We start from the raw sequence: 21,102 nt of genomic DNA, 5'->3' as shown, positions 1-21,102 counted from the left end.
GGTTTTTAAATCTATAATACTTCTAATTTTCTTACAATAGATAATCTGTATTGATAAAGTTAGACGCTTTTTTATCTAATAACTCTTCTAAAATAGCATTATTATACGGTGTATCTTTAGACGCAACAAAAGTTCTAATAGAAAAAGAACGCAGTGCATCATGCACACTTAATGTAGAAACTGCAGAATCTTTTCTTCCTGTAAAAGGATATACATCTGGTCCTCTTTGAGCAGCACTATTTAAATTTACTCTACACACTAAATTTACTAACGTATCAATTAATGGCGCTAAAGTTTTTACCTCGCTACCAAAAACACTTACTTGTTGCCCATAATTAGAATCTGCCATATCATCTAAAGGTTCTTGAATATTTTTAAAAGAAACAATAGGTGTTACAGGACCAAATTGCTCTTCTTGAAACACTCTCATATCTTTAGAAACAGGGTATAAAACTGATGGGAAAATGTAATTCTCTGTAGTTTCTCCTCCTTTTTTATTAATCACTTTTGCTCCTTTTGCAGTAGCATCATCAATTAATTCTTGAATATAAGCAGGCTTACCTGGTTCTGGTAAAGGTGTTAGTTTCACTCCTTCTTCCCATGGGTTTCCAAATTTTAAAGCATCTACTCTTTTTGCAAATCGTTTGTTAAATTTATCTACAATATGTTCATGAACATATAATATTTTTAAAGCAGTACAACGTTGTCCGTTAAAAGAAGTTGCTCCAGCAAGACATTCATCTATTGCTAAGTCTAAATCCGCATCTGGTAATACAATTCCAGGATTTTTAGCTTCTAAACCTAACACCAAACGTAATCTATTTTTAAATGGGTGGTTTGCTTGAATAGCATTTGCAGATTTACTGTTACCTATTAAAGCTAACACATCTACTTTACCTGTTTTCATAATAGGAGTTGCTAAAACACGACCTCTACCATAAATTACATTGACCACACCTTCTGGAAAACTATTTTGAAAAGCCTCTAATAATGGAGACAATAACAAGACTCCATGTTTTGCAGGTTTAAATACAGCTGTATTCCCCATAATTAAAGCAGGAATTAACAGTGCAAATGTTTCATTTAAAGGGTAATTATATGGTCCTAAACATAAAACTACACCTAAAGGACCACGTCTAATATGAGCATGTACTCCACTGTTTTTTTCAAACTTAGCAAAATCCCTGTCCATTTGCTTATAGTCTTCAATAGTATCGTAAATGTATTCTATAGTTCTATCAAATTCTTTTTCAGAATCTGGTAAAGCTTTTCCAATTTCCCACATTAATAATTTTACAACCTCATCTCGTTTGGTTTTCATTTGCTCTGCAAACTCTTCCATACATTCTATTCTGTCTGCAACACGCATTGTTGGCCACAAACCTTGCCCTTTATCATAGGCTCTGTACGCAGAGTTTAAAGCTTCTATTCCTTCTTCTCCTGTTAAATTAGGTACAGTCCCTAATAAAGTTGGCTTGTATTCTTTTGTTGATGAAATTGTAGAATACACCTCTGCAAATTCTCCTTTCCATTCTTTTAATTCACCATCTACTAAATACGTTTTTTGATGTAATAGTGAATTGACTTTATATGCTTCTGGTATTTCTGTAAATTGTTTTTTCATAAATTAAATTTTAATAGATTGTATAAAAAATAAGCCTTATAATTATCTATTGTCCAAAATTAACTAAAAATAACTGTAAAATACCTCATTTATTATTTAAAACACGAAAAGGATTTCGATGTTTTAAACCCTTTTACCTTGGTATTTAGGCGTTATTAAACTAAAAATTGAAACAAATCTGGCTTATCATTTAGGTAGTCGCCAAAGAAACTTCTTTCTTTCATTCTATTGATTAGAGGCGCTAAATCCTTAGAAGATTTTAACTCTAAACCAACAACGGCAGCTCCGTTTACTCTGTTATTCTTTTTAGTGTATTCAAAATGTGTAATATCATCATTTGGACCCAATATTTCTGCCACAAACTCTTTTAAAGCCCCTGCTCTTTGCGGAAATTTTACAATAAAGTAGTGTTTTAAATTTGCAAACACCAAAGCGCGTTCTTTTATTTCTGCCGTTCTTGTAATATCATTATTACTACCACTTACCACACAAACTACATTTTTACCTTTAATTTCATCAGCAAAAAAATCTAATGCAGCAATACTTAAAGCGCCAGCAGGCTCTACCACTATGGCATCTTTGTTATATAAATCTAAAATTGTCTGACATATTTTTCCTTCTGGAACCGTAATTACCTCTGTTAGGTTTTGTTTACAAATATCAAAATTCAAATCTCCTACTCTTTTTACCGCTGCTCCATCTACAAAAGAATCAATTACATCTAGAGTTGTATTCTTTTTATTTTTGATGGATGTTAACATAGAAGGAGCTCCTTCTGGTTCTACGCCAATAATTTTTGTTTCTGGTGACAAGTATTTAAAAACAGAAGATAACCCTGCAGACAACCCTCCACCTCCAATAGGTACAAAAACATAATCTATTTTTTTATCTGTTTGATGTAAAATTTCGTAACCAACCGTTGCCTGACCTTCAATTACTTTTTCATCATTAAATGGATGAATAAAGGTTTTCTTTTTTGCATCACACTCTAGTTTAGCTGCATCAGAAGCATCATCAAAAGTATCTCCTTCAATTACAATTTCAATAAAATCTTCTCCAAACATTTTAACTTGGTTAATTTTTTGATTTGGAGTTGGAGATGGCATAAAAATGGTTCCTTTTATCTGTAACAATTTACAAGACAAAGCAACACCTTGCGCATGATTACCAGCGCTTGCACAAACAATTCCCCGTTGTTTTTCATCCGAAGTTAAAGAAGACATTTTATTGTAGGCTCCTCTAATTTTATAAGAACGTACTACTTGTAAATCTTCTCTCTTAAACAGAATTGTTGCTTCTAATTCTTTTGATAAGTTAAAGTTTTTGCTCAACGGAGTTTCAAAAGCAACTCCTTTTAAGTTTTTTGCAGCTGTTTTTACGCTTTCTAAACTTGGATAATAATTTGACTTTGTTTGCATGGGTCGAATATAAAAAGAAAACCTGTCAGACAATTAAATCTGACAGGTTTTTATAAAAAAAATCTTTAGTTAATTATGCCGTTTTTACAACTTTCATTGCTGTCATAGAAGCTCTTAATTGCTCTCCTACTTTTTCTACCGGATGATTTCTAATAATTTTGTTAATTCTAATTAATTCTTGGTTATCAACTCCGTTTTCTGAGCTAAAAGATTTACCAATAACGTTTGTAGAAACTGCTTTCATAAAATCAGTTAATAAAGGCTTACAAGCATGGTCAAATAAGTAACAACCATATTCTGCAGTATCAGAAATTACACGGTTCATTTCTGCCAATTTCATTCTTGCAATTGTATTAGCAATTAATGGCGTTTCGTGTAAAGACTCGTAATAAGCAGAAGCTGCAATAATACCAGATTCTGTCATTGCCTCAAAAGCCAATTCTACACCAGCTCTTACAAAAGCAACTAATAAAGTTCCATGGTCAAAATATTCTTGTTCAGAAATTTCTTGATCTGTAACTTGTTGTTTTTCAAAAGCAGTTTCTCCTGTTGCAGCTCTCCAAGTTAATAAGTTTTTATCATCATTTGCCCAGTCTTCCATCATTGTTTTAGAGAAATGACCAGTCATAATATCGTCCATATGTTTTTGGAACAATGGACGCATAATTTCTTTTAATTCTTCAGAAATTCTAAAAGCTTCTACTTTTGCAGGATTAGACAATCTGTCCATCATATTGGTGATTCCTCCATGTTTTAAAGCTTCTGTTACAGTTTCCCAACCATATTGAATTAATTTAGCTGCATAACCTGGCTCAATACCTTCTTCTACCATTTTATCAAAAGATAAAATTGCTCCTGTTTGCAACAAACCACATAAAATAGTTTGCTCACCCATTAAATCAGACTTTACCTCAGCAACAAAAGAAGATTGTAACACACCTGCTTTATGACCACCTGTTGCAACTGCATACGCTTTTGCTTGTGCCCAACCTTTTCCTTCTGGATCATTTTCTGGGTGAACCGCAATTAATGTTGGTACACCAAATCCTCTTTTATATTCTTCTCTAACTTCTGATCCTGGAGACTTTGGCGCCACCATAATTACAGTTAAATCTTTACGAACTTGCATTCCTTCTTCAACAATATTAAAACCATGTGAATAAGATAATGTAGCTCCTTTTTTCATTAAAGGCATTACTGCATTTACAACATTTGTATGTTGTTTATCTGGCGTTAAATTAATAACCACATCTGCACTTGGTAACATATCTTCGTAACTACCAACTTCAAAATTATTTGAAGATGCGTTAATATATGACTGTCTTTTTTGATCGATAGCAGCTTGTCTTAAGGTATAAGAAATATCTAAACCAGACTCTCTCATATTTAAACCTTGGTTTAAACCTTGTGCTCCACAACCTACAATAACAATTTTTTTCCCTTTCAACGCTTCTACTCCGTCTTCAAATTCTGAAGCGTCCATAAAACGACATTTTCCTAATTGCTCTAATTTTTCTCTTAATGTTAATGTGTTAAAATAATTTGACATTTTTATTGTTTTTGTTTGTTGGTTTTAGAGTAAAGATGATAGAAAAAAGAAGATAGACAAATCTTACTTGTAATAGATTTATTTCTTGTCTCTTCTCTTTTTTCTCTTCTCTTTTTTCTTTGACTTATTTTTAGTTGTTGTATGTTTCTAATAATGCTGATATCTTCATTTCTTCTTTAGTAACCGCAATTAAACCAGAACGGGTATATTGCATAATACCAAATACGCTTAACTGGTTGTATAACGCTACAATTTCATCTTTCTTGCCCGATTTTTCTAAAACAAAAAACTCTTTATTAACCGTTACAATTCTTGCGTTGCTTTCTTTAATTATATTCTGAATTTGACGCTCTTCGAACAACAATTCTGATTTTATTTTAAATAAGCCCGAAATTTGATAGATAATCTCATCCTGATCATGGTAGTAAGCTTTTATTACCTCTACTTGTTTTTCTATCTGACCAATTATCTTTTTAACATTAACTTCGATCATATTTACAACAATCGTAAATTTAGCCACTCCTACAATTTCTGATGGAGAAATATTTAAACTTTCTATGTTGATGTGTCTTCTTTGAAAAATTGCTGAAATTCTATTCAACAATCCAACATTATTTTCTGTATAAACAGATATTGTAAATAATTGTTTTTCTGTACTCATGCTTTTAAGTTCAAGGTTTAAAGTTTAAAGTTTCAAAGTTGCCACTCTTCTCTTTAATCTTTGTTCTTTATTCTCTTTTCTTAATTCTCTTTTACTCTAATCTTATATCAGAAACACTTGCACCTGTAGGAATCATAGGAAATACATTATCCTCTTTTTCTACACAAACTTCTAAAAAATAAGCTTCTTTACTTTCCATCATTTCCTTAACAGCATCTGCTAATTCTTCTCTTTTAGTAACTTTTCTTGCTTTTATATAATACCCTTCTGCAATGGCTACAAAATTTGGATTTACCATTTCTGTTGATGCATATCGTTTCTCAAAAAATAACTGTTGCCACTGGCGCACCATTCCTAAGAAATCGTTATTTAAAACCACCACTTTTACAGCCGCTTTTTGCTGAAAAATAGTTCCTAGTTCCTGAATCGTCATTTGGTAACCTCCATCTCCAGAAATAGATACTACTTCTCTATCTGGCGCTGCCATTTTTGCTCCAATTGCAGCAGGCAAACCAAAGCCCATTGTACCCAAACCACCAGAAGTAATATTACTTTTAGTTTTATTAAATTCAGCATACCTACAAGCAATCATTTGATGCTGACCAACATCTGAAACGATGGCTGCATTACCTTTACTTTGTATGTTTATTTGATTTAAAACCTCACCCATTGTTAACCCTTCTTTGGTTGGATGTATATCGTTTTTTATCACTCTTTCATATTCAATAGCATATAAATCTTTAAATTTCTGATGCCATTCTGTATGAGAATTTTTATTTATTAATGGTAAAATTGCTTCTAAGCTAGCTTTTGCATCACCTAAAACTGCAACATCTGTTTTAACGTTTTTATCTACTTCTGCAGGATCTATTTCAAAATGAATCACTTTTGCTTGTGTAGCATACTCATCTAACTTTCCTGTAACCCTATCATCAAAACGCATTCCGATTGCAATTAAAACATCACATTCGTTTGTTAACACATTTGGCGCATAATTACCATGCATACCAACCATACCAACATTTAAAGGATGTTTTGTAGGAATTGCAGAAGCTCCTAAAATTGTCCATGCAGAAGGAATTCCTGCTTTTTCAATTACTGCTTTAAATGCTTCTTCTGCTTTACTTAAAATAACTCCCTGACCCCAAACTACTAATGGTTTCTTTGCTGCATTTATTAATTCTGCTGCAGCTTCTAAAGACTTAACATCTGTTTTAGGAACAGGAACATAACTCCTTACTTTTGTACATTTTTCATAAGAAAAATCAAATTTTTCTAATTGAGCATCTTTGGTAATATCAATTAAAACAGGTCCTGGTCTTCCGCTTCTAGCAATATAAAATGCTTTTGCAATAGCTTCTGGAATATCCGATGCCTTTGTTACTTGACAGTTCCATTTGGTAACTGGTGTAGAAATACCAACAATATCGGTTTCTTGAAATGCATCACTTCCTAATAAATGAGAAAAAACCTGACCTGTAATACACACCATTGGTGTAGAGTCTATTTGTGCATCTGCAATACCCGTAATTAAATTGGTTGCTCCAGGTCCTGAAGTTGCCATAGCAACCCCAACTTCACCAGAAATACGCGCATAACCTTGAGCAGAATGTGTTGCACCTTGCTCATGACGTGTTAATACGTGATGAATTTTATCTTGATACTTATACAACTCATCGTAAACAGGCATAATTGCCCCTCCAGGATAACCGTATAAAATCTTAACTCCTTCTTCTATAAGGCATCTAACAATTGCCTCACTACCAGAAATCCTTTCTGTAGTTTTAGTTGTGCTTTGCTTATTTTTTATGGTTTGTGTTTCCATAGTTTTATCTTTTAAATACCTACAAGGTTATTAAAGCCTTGCAGGATATCTTGTCTCTTTTTTTATCTTGATTCTTGATTCTATTGTAAAACTACAAATCAGTTACACACCCTTTAGATGCAGATGCTACTGTTTTTGCATATTTATACAAAATACCTTTTGTATGTTTTAATGCTGGTGCAACCCATTTAGCTTTTCTTTCTGCGAGTTCTTCATCAGAAATTAACACATTTATTGAATTGTCTTCTGCGCTAATTCTAATTTTATCTCCCGTTTCTAAAATTCCGATTGTTCCTCCAGATTGTGCTTCTGGTGTAATATGTCCAACCACAAAACCATGGGTTCCTCCAGAAAAACGACCATCTGTAATTAACGCTACAGATTTCCCTAAACCTGCTCCCATAATTAAAGAAGTTGGTTTTAACATTTCTGGCATTCCTGGTCCTCCTTTAGGTCCAACATACCTAATGACGACTACATCTCCTCTTTCTACTTCTCCGTTAGAAATACCTGTGTTTGCTGCTTGTTCACCATCGTAAACAACTGCTTTTCCTTCAAAAAGCAATCCTTCGTTTCCAGAAATTTTTGCAACAGCTCCTTCTGTGGCAAGATTTCCATAAATAATTTGAATATTTCCTGATGATTTTAATGCTTTATCTTTTGGATGAATTACATCTTGATCTTCGAATTCGATTGCCTCTACATCTGCCAAATTTTCGGCCAATGTTTTACCTGTTACGGTCATACAATCTCCATGTAAATATCCATTCTCTAATAAATATTTCATCACAGCAGGCGTACCTCCAATTCCGTGTACATCTTCCATTAAGTATTTACCAGATGGTTTTAAATCTGCAATTAACGGAGTTCTGTCCGAAACTCTTTGAAAATCTGCCAATGTAAACTCAATATCAGCTGCATGTGCAATTGCTAAAAAGTGTAACACTGCATTTGTAGATCCACCTAAAGCATTTACAATTGCAATGGCATTTTCTAAAGACTTTTTAGTGATAATATCTAAAGGCTTTAAATCTAATTCTAATAAATTTTTAATAGCTAAAGCAGTTCTTTCTGCTTCTGATAATTTATTAGGATTTTCTGCTGGTATTGATGAGTTATAAGGTAAAGAGAACCCCATACATTCTATTGCAGAAGCCATTGTGTTTGCAGTATACATACCACCACATGCTCCAGCCCCTGGAATGGCTCTTTTTATAATTTCTCTATATTCATCTTCTTCTATTTCTCCTGCTACTTTTTGACCTAAAGCCTCAAAAGCAGAAACAATATTTAATTTTCTTCCTTTGTAATTTCCTGATGCAATGGTACCACCATACATCATAATTGATGGACGATTTAAACGCAACATTGCTATAACAGCTCCTGGCATATTTTTATCACATCCAACTACAGAAACTAAAGCATCATAACTTTGAGCGTTTACAACTGTTTCTATAGAATCTGCAATAATATCTCTAGAAGCTAATGAGTAATTCATACCAGAAGTTCCCATAGAAATACCATCTGAAACTCCAATTGTATTGAATCCTAAACCGACTAAACCTGCAATATTGCTTTCTACCTTGACTTCTGCCGCCAAATTATTTAAATGCATGTTACACGGGTTACCGTCATAACCTGTACTTGCAATACCTACTTGTGCCTTTTGCATGTCTTCATCCGTTAAACCTACTGCATATAACATTGCTTGTGATGCAGGTTGAGATTCATCTTGCGTTAATCTGCTACTGTGTTTGTTTAGTTTCATTATTGTTTTCTTCAATTTGTTGTCTAAATTACTATGTTTCTCTGTTTTTATTGAATAATATTCAATAGTATTCTTTAAATTCAGGTGTTAAAAAAACACCATAAATAACTGATATAAAGATTATTAACCCTATTTAATTATGATATTCAATCATTGAAATAAATTCATAAAAAAAACCTTCCGTTTAAATGGAAGGTTTGTTTATAAAAAATATAAATAGCACTTCCTTATCATGTCGTAATAATTACGATGACGATGATAATAGAAATAATATTTAATATCTGTTTTTTCACGTGTTCAAATATTGTAATTTTATTTTAAATATACAACTACTTTTATTCTTAATAACAAAATTAAGCAAATTAGGCTAGCCCAGATTGAATGGTTTGTTTGAGCTCTTTTTTGTTTTTTTCACAAAAAAAGCGAGTAATGAAAGCTGGAAATAGCTTCTAAATAATAGTGCTTTGTCCCATATGAATGTTTTGAAAATTCATATTACTGTCTTCTTGATTTGCAATATAATCGGCAATAAAATCGCCTACTTTTGCGGTAGACGCCGAGTACTGATTTTTACCTTTTAAATCTGGAGTTGTAATGCCTAAATCTAACGATTTTTCTACAGCTCTTTGTATTGCATCTGCTTCATCATGCAAGCCTAAATATTCTAACATTGTAGCTGCTGATAAAATGGACGCTAAAGGATTGGCAATATCTTTTCCGGTTGCTTGTGGGTATGATCCGTGAATTGGCTCGAATAATGCATTTTTTTCGCCTATTGAACTCGATGCTAAAATTCCTATAGAACCTCCAATAACGCAAGCTACATCAGAAATAACATCTCCAAAAAGGTTTTCTGTTAAAATTACATCAAACTTTTTAGGGTTTAGAACAATTTGCATTGCAGCATTGTCTATAAACATAAAATCTAAGGTAACATCTTTGTATTCTTTTGCAATTTCTGCAACGGTTTTTCTCCATAAACGAGAGGTTGCTAAGACATTTGCTTTATCTACTAAGGTTACTTTTTTCTTTCTATCTTGAGCTGCTTTAAATGCTAAATGTGTAATTCTAGAAATTTCTTCTACGGTATATGAACATACGTCATAAGCAGACAACCCATCTTTACTTACTTCTTTTTTTCCGAAATAAATTCCGCCAGTTAATTCTCTATAAATAACAATATCTGTTCCCGAAATAATATCTTTTTTAAGAGGTGAATTCTTTAATAGCTTCGGATATGATTTTATAGGTCTTACGTTACAGAATAAATCTAATTCTTGTCTTAATTGCAAAAGACCTTGTTCTGGTCTTATTTTTAAGGATGGATCATTATCGTATTTAGATTCTCCAATTGCTCCAAATAAAATGGCATCTGCTTTTCTACAGATGTCAATAGTTTCTTGCGGCAAAGGAGTACCTGTTTTATCAATTGCACAAGCGCCCATTTGAGCTTCTTTATATAAAAAAATATGGTCGTACACCTCTGCAACTGCGTCTAATGCTTTTTTTGCTTGCGTAGTTACTGCTGGTCCTATACCATCTCCGGGAATTACTGCAATTGTATATTTCATTCTGTACTTGTAATCTAAAAATTAATTTGTAATCAAAGGTAGTTGATTCTTTTAAATAGTGCACTTAAAATTTACAACTACCTATGAAGACAAAGTTTATTTTTATATTGTTGTAACTTTAGAGGTTTTACTTACTTCTTTCATAATTGCATGAATATCCTCGTCTTTTACTTCTTTTTGTTTATCGGCAGTGTTTAAGAAAGCTTCATAAGCAACATCTAATTGTACTTTTGTTAACTCATAACCTACCTTTTTTGCTCTGTACGCTAAAGCAGCTCTACCGCTTCTTGCCGTTAATACAATAGCACTTTCTGTAACACCAACATCTTCAGGATCCATAATTTCGTATGTTTCTCTGTTTTTTATAACCCCGTCTTGATGAATACCAGAACTATGCGCAAATGCATTTGCACCCACAATAGCTTTGTTTGGTTGCACAGGCATCCCCATACTTTCTCTAACCATAATACTTGTATCGTACAATAATTTTGTATTAATACTTGTTTCTAGGTTTAAATATGGATGTTGTTTTAACACCATTACTACTTCTTCTAAAGCTGTATTTCCCGCTCTTTCTCCGATACCGTTAATAGTACACTCTATTTGACGCGCTCCATTTATAACACCTGCAATAGAATTTGCAGTTGCCATACCTAAATCGTTATGACAGTGACAAGAAAGAATAACATTATCTATTCCTTTTACGTTTTCTCGCAAATACTTAATTTTAGCCCCATATTCTTCTGGCAAACAATATCCGGTTGTATCAGGAATATTTAATACCGTAGCTCCTGCTTTAATAACTGCTTCGCAAACTCTTGCTAAAAACTCATTATCTGTTCTACCGGCATCTTCTGCATAAAACTCTACGTCTTCTACAAAAGATTTAGAATAAGAAACTGCTTTTACTGCACGTTCTATTACTTTTTCTCTCGTTGAATTAAATTTAAATTGAATATGAGAATCACTTGTACCAATACCTGTATGGATTCTTGGATACTTAGCATATTCAAGTGCTTGTGCCGCCACTTTAATATCATTTTCTACAGCTCTGGTTAAACCACAAACTGATGCATTTTTTACAATTTTTGCAATTTCTGAAACCGAAATAAAATCACCAGGACTTGAAACCGGAAAACCAGCTTCAATAACATTAACACCTAATAAATCTAATCTCTCAGCAATTACTAATTTCTGTCTTGTATCTAACTTGCACCCAGGGACTTGCTCCCCATCTCTTAATGTTGTATCAAAAATTTGAACCTTGTTATCTTGCATAATTTCTGTAAAGATTATCTTATTTAAACTCAAATGTATATATTGAACTTAAAATAAATAGTTATTTTTACCATTCCGTACGATTTCTAATATCATTTACAAAAACTTAAATTATTAATAATCAGTTTTTTATGAGTAAAAATGTTACATCAGCCAATCAACAAAATGATGCTCTTTTTGTTTTAATTAAGTCTTTAACTAAATCAGAAAAGAGGCAATTTAATTTATATGTAGGTAGATTAGGTGGAAACATCGATGCTAAGTTTTTCTCTTTATTTAAATTTTTAGAAAAACTGAAAATTTATGATGAAAAAGTAATTATTGGAAGTGGAATTGTTTCTAAACAACAACTTTCTAATTTAAAAGCGCATTTATACAAGCAAATTTTAATTAGCCTTCGTTTAAACCCTGCTCATAAAAATGTTCGAATTCAAATTAGAGAACAATTAGATTTTGCAACTGTTTTATATCAAAAAGGACTATACAAACAAAGTTTAAAACTGCTAGAAAAAGCCAAACACATGGCTTTAGATACAGAAGAAAAAAATATTGCTTACGAAATTGTAGAACTAGAAAAAGTAATTGAAACACAATACATAACCAGAAGTTTAAGCAACAGAGCAAACCAACTTTCTATTGAAGCAAAATCACTAAGTCAAGACAATGTAATTGCCAGTAAACTATCTAACCTATCATTACAACTATATAGTCATTTAATACAAAATGGGTATGTAAAAAACATCGAAGAACTGCAATTTGTAGACAAATACTTTAATGACAGAATGCCTAAGTATAACTATAAAAAACTAGGTTTTAGAGAAAAACTATGGTTATACAAAGCACATTTATGGCATAGTTTTTTGGTACAGGATTTTTTATTGAGCTATAAATACGCTAAAAAATGTGTCGATTTATTTGACTCTCCAAAATTAATAAACACACACCCTGTTTTTTACTTAAAATCTAAAAACTACCTATTAGAAGCGTCTTTTTTAGTTAAAAAAGTATCTACATTTAAAAAAGAATTAACTCTTTTTGAATCTGAAATAGATCAAAAAGAAATACCGATGAATACTAACACAGAGTTGTTAATATTTTTATATCTGTATTCTAACAAGTTACACTTTCATTTTTTAGAGGGATCTTTTGAAAAAGGAGAATACTTAGTTGATATTATCAATAATAAAATTGATAAATACAAAAACAGACTAGACAACCATTACATTGTTCTATTGTATTACAAAATTGCCTGTTTGTATTTTGGAATGGGCAAAAACAAGCTATGTATTATCTACTTGCAAAAAATTATTAAATCTAAAAACATAGGTTCCGCAGAAGATTTACAATGTTTTGCTCGTATATTAAACTTAATTGCACATTATGAATGCGGTTTAGACTACGACCTAGAAAGACAGTTTGTAGATACTTATAAATTTTTATTAAAAATGGAAAACCTACAAGAAGTTCAAAAGGTTTTTTTAACTTCTATTAGAGATTTAAGTGATGTTTTTCCGCATGAAATTAAAAATGAATTCAAAAAAATTCATGCCAAGTTAAAGACCTTCGAAAATCATCCGTATGAAAAAAGAGCATTTTTATATCTAGACATATTATCTTGGCTAGAAAGTAAAATACAGAACAAACCTATCGCTTTAATTATTAAAGAAAAAACAAAACAAATCGTCAAATAATAGGAAAACAATATTTGAAATAGCTTAATTTTAATAATTCTATATAAATTGATTAAAAACAAGAAATAATCTCTACTAGAAGGCTAAAAATTAAATAATACTCCTATTTTTGTCTTGTGAATTTATCGTATACACATACTAATTCTTCTAAAACTACAAATGTAGTTTATACTTCTATGCGCACAATTATCCGCACAACTACAACAATTACCCTTTAGGGGTTCTACTATATTCATATCACCACAGGTTATATATTGTTTCGAATAACAACGAAACAAACTCAATAAAATATTAAATTACTCAAACTATTCATTAGAAATGAAAGTATTAAAATTTGGCGGCTCATCTGTCGCAAACACAGAAAACATACAAAAGGTCTTAGCTATTGTTAAGGAAGCGTCTAAAAACCAAAAAGTTGCAGTAGTAGTTTCTGCTTTTGGCAAAACAACCAACAATCTTTTAGCAGGTGCTAATTTAGCTTTAAACAATATTGATTCTGCAAAACAAATTATTAATAGCCTTAAAGAATTGCATTTTAATGTTATTGATGATTTAGTTATTAAAAACAAACAAGAAGTTTCTGAAGAAGTTACCTTATTATTTAATAGACTAACCTCTATTTATGAAGGAATCTTTTTATTACAAGAATTGTCTGACAAAACGTTGGCAAAAGTTTCTAGTTTTGGCGAAAGACTTTCTTCTTACATCATAGCAAATGCTGCTAAGGAGTTATTTGATGCAACACATAAAGAAAGTAGAGATTTAGTAATTACTAATGACGAATTTTTAAATGCACAAGTTAACTTTAAAGTTACAAATAAAAATATTGTTTCATTCTTTGAAGAAAACAATCATCAGGTTACTGTTTTAGGTGGCTTTATTTCTTCTAATGTTTTTAATGAAACAACTACATTAGGAAGAGGTGGTTCTGATTTTACTGCTGCTATTTATGCTGCCGCTTTAAATGCGGATGAATTACAAATATGGACAGATGTTAGTGGTATGTTTACTGCAAACCCTAGAGTTGTAAAACAAGCATATCCAATTTCAGAAATTTCTTACGAAGAAGCAATGGAACTATCTCATTTTGGAGCAAAAGTTTTGTATCCGCCAACCATACAGCCTGCCTTAAGAAAAGAAATTCCTATCAGAATTAAAAATACATTTGAACCAGAAAGTGCCGGAACCTTAATCTGTAAACATCCTAAAAACGGAAATGAAGTAAAAGGAATTTCGCATATAGAAGATATTAGTTTAATCACTTTAGAAGGTGGTGGAATGATTGGTATTCCTGGTTTTTCTAAGCGTTTGTTCGAAACACTTTCTGTAGCAAAAATAAATGTTGTTTTTATTACTCAAGCTTCATCAGAACACTCAATTTGTGTTGGTGTTTATGAAAACGATGCTGCAAAAGCAAAAGAGCTTTTAGATGAAACTTTTAGCATAGAAATAGATAAGAAAAAAATAAAACCAATTATTGTAGAAAATAATTTGGCAATTATAGCTGTTGTTGGAGAGAGCATGAAAAATTACCAAGGTTTAAGCGGACAAATGTTTAGCGCCTTAGGTAGAAATAATGTAAATGTTAGAGCAATTGCTCAAGGTTCATCAGAAAAAAATATCTCTGCAGTTATTAATAAATACGATGCAAAAAAGGCATTAAACACCCTACACGAGCAATTTTTTGAAGAAAAAACAAAACAATTAAACTTATTTGTAACAGGTGTTGGTAATGTTGGTGAGCGCTTTTTGGCACAAATTCATCAACAAAAGAAATTTTTAAGAGAAAACTTAAAATTAAGTATTAAAGTTATTGGAATTGCCAATTCTAGAAAAATGTTTTTTGATGATAATGGTATCGATCTAGATAACTGGAAAGAAGCATTAGAAAACGGAGAACCAACAACTTTAGACAGTTTTCATAAAAAAGTAAAAGAAAGTAATCATATTAATAGTGTTTTTATAGACAATACTGCAAACCAGCAAGTATCAGAAATCTATGAAAAATATTTACGCGATAGTATTTCTGTAGTAACTTGTAACAAAATTGCATGTGCTTCTAGTTTTGATAATTATAAAACTTTAAAACAAGTTTCTAGAAAATACAATGCTTCTTTCTTATTTGAAACAAACGTTGGTGCAGGTCTACCAATTATAGATACTTTAAAGAATTTAGTAAACTCTGGCGACAGCGTCAATAAAATTCAAGCGGTTTTGTCTGGAAGTTTAAATTTTGTGTTTAATAACTTTAATGCAGATTCAACGTTTCATGATGTGGTTGCTGCAGCTCAAAAAGAAGGTTATACAGAACCAGATCCAAAAATTGATTTAAGCGGTGTTGATGTTGCTCGTAAAATTTTAATTTTAGCTAGAGAAAGTGGTTATAAAATGGAATTAGAAGACATTGCAAAAAATGCCTTTTTACCTGAAGAAAGCTTAAAAACAACTAACAATGATGATTTTTACGCTTCATTAACTAAAAACGAAGCACATTTTCAAAATATATTTAAAGAAGCAAATGACAAAGATTGTCGCTTAAAATATGTTGCAGAATTTGCTGACGGAAAAGCAAATGTTGGTTTACAACACATTCCATCAGATCATCCTTTTTATAATTTAGAAGGAAGTGATAATATTGTATTATTCTTTACAGACAGATATCCAGAAAACCCTTTAATTATAAAAGGTGCTGGTGCTGGTGCAGATGTTACTGCTTCTGGTATTTTTGCTGATGTAATTAGAATAGCAAATAAATAAAAAAGCATTCAGTTGGCAGTAGCAGTTTTCAGTTAGCAACTGACTGAAACCTGAGGCTAAAAACTGCAAACTAAAAAATATGGATTATTTAAAAATTTTTGCTCCCGCTACTGTTGCTAATGTTTCCTGCGGATTCGATTCTCTAGGTTTTGCTGTTGACGAAATTGGAGATGAAATGACCTTTACAAAAACAACTGAAAAAGGCGTTAAAATAACAAATATTACAGGCGCAAATTTAACCTATGATGTTGATGAAAACGCGGCAAGTGCTGTTGTTAAAAAAATACTGAATGAAGCAAATGCAGATTTTGGAATTGAATTAACAATTCACAAAGGCTTTTCTCCAGGAAGTGGATTAGGAAGTTCTGCCGCTAGTGCTGCAGGTGCTGCTTTTGGTGCAAATCAGTTATTAGGGAACATTTATTCGGACTTAGAGCTAACTAAATTTGCCATGTTTGGTGAAGAAGTTGCTTGCGGAACTCCAATTGCAGACAATGTTTCTGCAGCTATATATGGTGGTTTTGTTTTAGTGAGAAGCTACAGTCCTTTAGAAATTATAAAATTACCAGTTCCTAGTGAATTAAGAGTTGTGGCCATTCATCCGCAGGTAGAAGTAAAAACTAAAGATGCTAGAGAAGTTTTACCTACAGAAATAGCTTTGAAAGACGCTGTTACGCAATGGGCAAATGTTGGTGGTTTAATTAGCGGTTTATATTCAGATAACTATAATTTAATCAGTAATTCTTTGGTAGACATTATTGTAGAGCCTCATAGAAAAAAATTAATTCCGTTTTTTGACGATGTTAAAAACGCAGCAACAAAAGCAGGTGCTTTAGGTGCGGGAATTAGTGGTTCTGGTCCAACAATTTTTGCGCTTTGTAAAGGGGATAAAATTGCCAACGAGGTTTATAAAAGCATCGAAGAAAGTTATAAAAACACAGGTATTGACTTTGAAATGTTTATTTCGAAAGTGAATCACGAAGGAATAAAAATATTAGAATAATCGTCATTACAAAGGAAGAATGACTGAAGTAATCTCTTTCTAACAAACAGATTGCTTCGTTTCTCTCGCAATGACAGACAAAATCAACAAAAATGAACTATTACAGTCTACATCATAAGTCGCCAATATCAACTTTTAAAAATGCAGTTGTAGAAGGCTTAGCAAAAGATAGAGGAATTTATTTTCCAGACAACATTCAACAACTTTCAAAAGACTTTATTGAAAACATTTCTGATTACACAAATCATGAAATTGCGTATGAAGTAATAAAACAGTTTGTAGGTGATGAAATTCCTGCTGAAAAGTTAAAAGATATTGTTGCAAAAACAGTTTCTTTCGATTTTCCTTTGGTAAAGGTTGATGATAATATTGCTTCTTTAGAACTGTTTCATGGGCCAACCATGGCCTTTAAAGATGTTGGTGCTAAATTTATGGCACAATGTTTAGAATATTTCAATAAAGATAATGACGAAGAAGTTACTGTTTTAGTAGCAACTTCTGGAGACACTGGTGGCGCCGTTGCTAACGGATTTTTAGGTGCAAAAGGCGTAAATGTTGTTATTTTATATCCGTCTGGAAAAGTAAGTGATATTCAAGAAAAACAATTAACAACTTTAGGTCAGAATATTACTGCACTAGAAGTTGATGGCGTTTTTGACGATTGTCAAGACATGGTAAAAACTGCTTTTTTAGATGAAGAAATTACAAAAACATTAACCTCTGCCAACTCTATAAATGTTGCGCGTTGGTTACCACAAATGTTTTACTTTTTCTTTGCTTATAAAGAATTACACAAAAAACATAAAGATTTAATCTTTTCTGTACCAAGTGGAAATTTCGGAAATATTTGTGCAGGAATTATGGCTCAAAAATTAGGTTTACCTATTAAACACTTTATAGCATCTACAAACGTAAATGATACCGTACCTAATTATTTAATAGACGGAGTTTACAAACCAAAACCATCTAAAGCAACTATTTCTAACGCTATGGATGTTGGTAACCCAAGTAACTTTATCAGAATACAAGAATTATTTAATAATGACTTAGAAGCCCTTAAAAGTGCTTTTTCTTCGTATAGTTTTTCTGATGATGAAACTCGTGCTACCATGAAAGAAATTTATAACAATTCTGGTTATGTTGCAGATCCTCATGGAGCTGTTGGTTATTTAGGTTTAAAAAAACATGGATTAAAAGAAAATGAATTCGGAGTTTTTCTTGAAACTGCACATCCCGTAAAATTCCTAGATGTTGTAGAAGAAACTTTACCAGTTAAAGTAGAAATACCAGCACAGATTAAAAAGGTAATCAATAATAAAAAAGTAGCTTTTAAAGCATCAACTTATCAAGATTTAAAGGATTTCTTACTAAAAAAATAAGAAACCTAACTTTTATAAAAAGTAAAAAGTCCTAACAATTTAAATTGTTAGGACTTTTTTTCGTTAATAATATATCTTTTAAACCCAGTAAAAGTACAACTCACTTATTTTTATAATATACTTTCTGATATAAAAACAATATGGTAAACAAGATTACAAAAAATAATATTGTTTCAATATTCCCAGAAACTTCGCTTTTAAGAATTATTAAATTTACCATCTCTAAACCTTCTAATTTTAACTATTATTTTAAAAATACCTACTTGTTTTAAGCCAAATCTCTATTTAATTAATACCTGTTTTACTTTTCCTTTATCACCAAAAATGATATTCAGTTTACGCTCTTTAAAATTGATTACATATTTTTTACCAAGGTAAAAAGTCCAAACATTAGAATTTACATCATTAAATTCATCTCCTAAAAACTGTAAGACCTCTTTCTTTGTCATTTGAAGAATCAGTTTTCTTTTAATTAAATCTTCAGCTAAAGATGAGCGAGACTCTCTTCTAGAAAACCAATCTTCTTTATTAAATAATCTTTTTTTTCTTTTTAAACATGAGACCATAAACTATCATTAAAGTTTTAACTTGATTCAATCAATAGTTTCTACAGGTCCAATTGCATCAATTGGTTTAATTTCAACCCTTCTGTTTAATTGTCTTCCGCCTGCATTAGCGTTAGAGAATTTAGGTCTAGATTCACCATAACCTTTAGGCGTTAATCTGTCATTAGCAATACCTTGCTTAATCATGTATTTTCTTACACTTTCTGCTCTTCTTTGAGATAAGTACAAGTTGTATTTATCACTATTTCTATCATCAGTATGACCTTCAATAACAAATTTAACATCTGGTATTTTTTTCATTAACATAATAATTTGATCAATAGTACTGTAAGAAATTAATTTAATTTTATCGCTATTGGTATCAAAATAAATACTAGTTGCTAATAATCCAATTTGTTGCGTAATATTAACTGGAGGTACGGCTTCTTGCTTAGGACAACCTCTGTTTTCTACAGGACCAGGAGTATTTGGACATAAATCTTTTGCATCCATTACACCATCTCCGTCTGAATCTTCGTTTAAAGGACAACCTTCATTTGAAACAGGACCATACTCTAAAGGACATTTATCTTTATAATCTGGTAATCCGTCTTTATCTGCATCTACAGCTTGACCATTACCATAAACCATTGCACCTTTAGGGGTGTTTGGTTCTACATCTAATTGATCCATTACACCGTCATTATCTGTGTCAATAATTTTAAATTGATCTCCAGGAACTGGATCTTTAGCCCAAATGATGTATTCTTTTTTCTTTCCTAATTTTAAAACAACCCCTAAACTAGTAACAAAAAAGTTTTCCCAGTTTTGTTTGTCAGAAATTGCTGCGTCTAAATGATCTTCATTATTAAAGTACATTCCTGTTCTAAACTCAACATCTAAGCGTCTGCTTATTCTTCTTTTAATACCTAATTGTGTAGATAAATAGATAGAACTTGCTTCACTTACACTATTTCTGGCTGGGTTATATCCAAAATCTGCATCAGAGATTTTTACGTAAGAACCATCTGCTAATCTATCAAATAAAGCAGAATCGTATTGGTGGTATCCAACACCAAAGTATCCAGAAATATTCCAATTTCTTGTGTCTCTTCTATAAAGGTTAGAAAAACTTACAATTAAGTTTAATTCTGCACCATAAGCGCTCCCTTCAAATTTCATGTTGTCTCTAATAACACCATTTGGTACGTAAGCAAGACTGTATGTGTTAGAAAAATATTGAGCTCCACCAGACATTTTGTTGTAGGTAGCTTTAAATTCTAATCCTAATATTGGATTAAACATTTTATCTACATAAACATACCCTCCAAAATTCCAATAATTAGTATCATCACTGGTACCAATAGAGCGTAAATCTCCATGCATAATAAAATTACTAAATCCACCTCCAATAGCCCATGTGTTACTCTCTTTAATAACATCTGTAACTTTTACATCTGTACTATCTTTGTGAATAATTTTGCCATCATTAGATTGACCAAAAGATTGAGCAATAATAATAGTACTAAATAGAATAAATAAAATATTTCTCATCTGTTTTGTTTTATATAAGTTCAAATTCAATTTATTTATTATCTTGAATTGTAAAAAGAACTTTACGTTTTTCTTTAGAGAACATTAGTATCTCAAATAAATTTTCACAATCATTACAAGCATATTTTTTAGAAAGAATTGGTATTCCTTTATAAAAAGAACTTTTATGTAATCGATTAATTTTTTTTGAATTACAGATAGGGCAACTTTTTAAATGGTATTTACTTGATTTTGCTCTAATAAGTAGTATTCCATAAATAATGGCAATAATCAGTAATATAATTACTCCTGAATCAATAGGTAGTCCCGGAGGTGATGGTGGACCAATTGTTGGTGGCCCTCCTAATTGTAGTGCAATCATCTTTATCAATTTTTTTGTATTTTATTTTTTTAAAAAGACTTATTAGAAAAGAGTTTAGTTTTATGGGGATGCCACTAAAAATTACAATTAAAAAGGAAAAATTTTCTAAAAAAGTCTT

15 protein-coding genes are annotated in these 21,102 nt (G+C 31.5%); 4 read left to right on the top strand and 11 right to left on the bottom strand.

Features of this window, described 5'->3' with window-relative positions:
- Positions 1-31: 31 nt before the first annotated feature.
- The 8 genes from WG951_RS12605 to WG951_RS12570 form a co-directional block, all read right to left on the bottom strand.
- Positions 32-1,624 (bottom strand): NADP-dependent glyceraldehyde-3-phosphate dehydrogenase, encoded by a 1,593-nt coding sequence (locus WG951_RS12605; RefSeq protein WP_105049469.1) that lies wholly within the window; start codon positions 1,622-1,624, stop codon positions 32-34.
- 155 nt (positions 1,625-1,779) lie between these two features.
- Positions 1,780-3,042: a threonine ammonia-lyase IlvA gene (gene ilvA / locus WG951_RS12600; protein WP_105049470.1), complete on the bottom strand. Its 1,263-nt coding sequence runs from the start codon at positions 3,040-3,042 to the stop codon at positions 1,780-1,782.
- Positions 3,043-3,115: 73 nt separating this feature from the next.
- Positions 3,116-4,591: a ketol-acid reductoisomerase gene (ilvC, locus tag WG951_RS12595; RefSeq protein ID WP_105049471.1), complete on the bottom strand. Its 1,476-nt coding sequence runs from the start codon at positions 4,589-4,591 to the stop codon at positions 3,116-3,118.
- Positions 4,592-4,721: 130 nt separating this feature from the next.
- The gene (gene ilvN / locus WG951_RS12590) at positions 4,722-5,252 is read right to left on the bottom strand and encodes an acetolactate synthase small subunit (protein WP_105049472.1); all 531 of its coding nucleotides are present in this window, start codon (positions 5,250-5,252) and stop codon (positions 4,722-4,724) included.
- Between the two features lie 91 nt (positions 5,253-5,343).
- Positions 5,344-7,077, bottom strand: a complete 1,734-nt coding sequence (gene ilvB / locus WG951_RS12585) for a biosynthetic-type acetolactate synthase large subunit (protein WP_105049473.1) — start codon at positions 7,075-7,077, stop codon at positions 5,344-5,346.
- 91 nt (positions 7,078-7,168) lie between these two features.
- A complete protein-coding gene (gene ilvD / locus WG951_RS12580) occupies positions 7,169-8,845 on the bottom strand; it encodes a dihydroxy-acid dehydratase (RefSeq protein ID WP_105049474.1) in 1,677 nt (558 codons plus the stop codon).
- Positions 8,846-9,294: 449 nt separating this feature from the next.
- The gene (gene leuB, locus WG951_RS12575) at positions 9,295-10,416 is read right to left on the bottom strand and encodes a 3-isopropylmalate dehydrogenase (protein WP_105049475.1); all 1,122 of its coding nucleotides are present in this window, start codon (positions 10,414-10,416) and stop codon (positions 9,295-9,297) included.
- 102 nt (positions 10,417-10,518) lie between these two features.
- Positions 10,519-11,694 carry a 2-isopropylmalate synthase gene (locus WG951_RS12570; protein WP_105049476.1) on the bottom strand — a complete coding sequence of 392 codons (1,176 nt, stop codon included), beginning with the start codon at positions 11,692-11,694 and terminating at the stop codon, positions 10,519-10,521.
- A gap of 131 nt (positions 11,695-11,825) precedes the next feature.
- Between WG951_RS12570 and WG951_RS12565 the strand changes: the two genes are divergently transcribed.
- The 4 genes from WG951_RS12565 (at position 11,826) to thrC (ending at position 18,524) form a co-directional block, all read left to right on the top strand.
- Positions 11,826-13,385 carry a hypothetical protein gene (locus WG951_RS12565; protein ID WP_105049477.1) on the top strand — a complete coding sequence of 520 codons (1,560 nt, stop codon included), beginning with the start codon at positions 11,826-11,828 and terminating at the stop codon, positions 13,383-13,385.
- A 318-nt stretch (positions 13,386-13,703) separates the two neighbouring features.
- Positions 13,704-16,142, top strand: coding sequence for a bifunctional aspartate kinase/homoserine dehydrogenase I (gene thrA, locus WG951_RS12560; RefSeq protein ID WP_105049478.1), 2,439 nt, complete (start codon positions 13,704-13,706; stop codon positions 16,140-16,142).
- Between the two features lie 79 nt (positions 16,143-16,221).
- On the top strand, positions 16,222-17,145 hold the full coding sequence (locus WG951_RS12555) for a homoserine kinase (protein WP_105049479.1): 924 nt from the start codon (positions 16,222-16,224) through the stop codon (positions 17,143-17,145).
- Positions 17,146-17,237: 92 nt separating this feature from the next.
- Positions 17,238-18,524 (top strand): threonine synthase, encoded by a 1,287-nt coding sequence (thrC, locus tag WG951_RS12550; RefSeq protein ID WP_105049480.1) that lies wholly within the window; start codon positions 17,238-17,240, stop codon positions 18,522-18,524.
- A 281-nt stretch (positions 18,525-18,805) separates the two neighbouring features.
- On the opposite strand, the gene WG951_RS12545 is transcribed toward thrC, so the two are convergent.
- Genes WG951_RS12545 through WG951_RS12535 form a run of 3 tightly spaced genes read right to left on the bottom strand, consistent with a single transcriptional unit; the run spans position 18,806 to position 20,984 of the window.
- The gene (locus tag WG951_RS12545) at positions 18,806-19,090 is read right to left on the bottom strand and encodes a hypothetical protein (RefSeq protein ID WP_105049481.1); all 285 of its coding nucleotides are present in this window, start codon (positions 19,088-19,090) and stop codon (positions 18,806-18,808) included.
- Positions 19,091-19,117: 27 nt separating this feature from the next.
- On the bottom strand, positions 19,118-20,623 hold the full coding sequence (locus tag WG951_RS12540) for an OmpA family protein (RefSeq protein ID WP_340914353.1): 1,506 nt from the start codon (positions 20,621-20,623) through the stop codon (positions 19,118-19,120).
- A 31-nt stretch (positions 20,624-20,654) separates the two neighbouring features.
- Positions 20,655-20,984: a hypothetical protein gene (locus tag WG951_RS12535; protein ID WP_105049482.1), complete on the bottom strand. Its 330-nt coding sequence runs from the start codon at positions 20,982-20,984 to the stop codon at positions 20,655-20,657.
- Positions 20,985-21,102: the final 118 nt, after the last annotated feature.

The organism is Polaribacter butkevichii, from assembly GCF_038024105.1.
Taxonomy (GTDB): Bacteria; Bacteroidota; Bacteroidia; order Flavobacteriales; family Flavobacteriaceae; genus Polaribacter; species Polaribacter butkevichii.
Note: the sequence above shows the minus strand (reverse complement) of the source record. Positions and strands in the feature narration are given on the sequence as shown.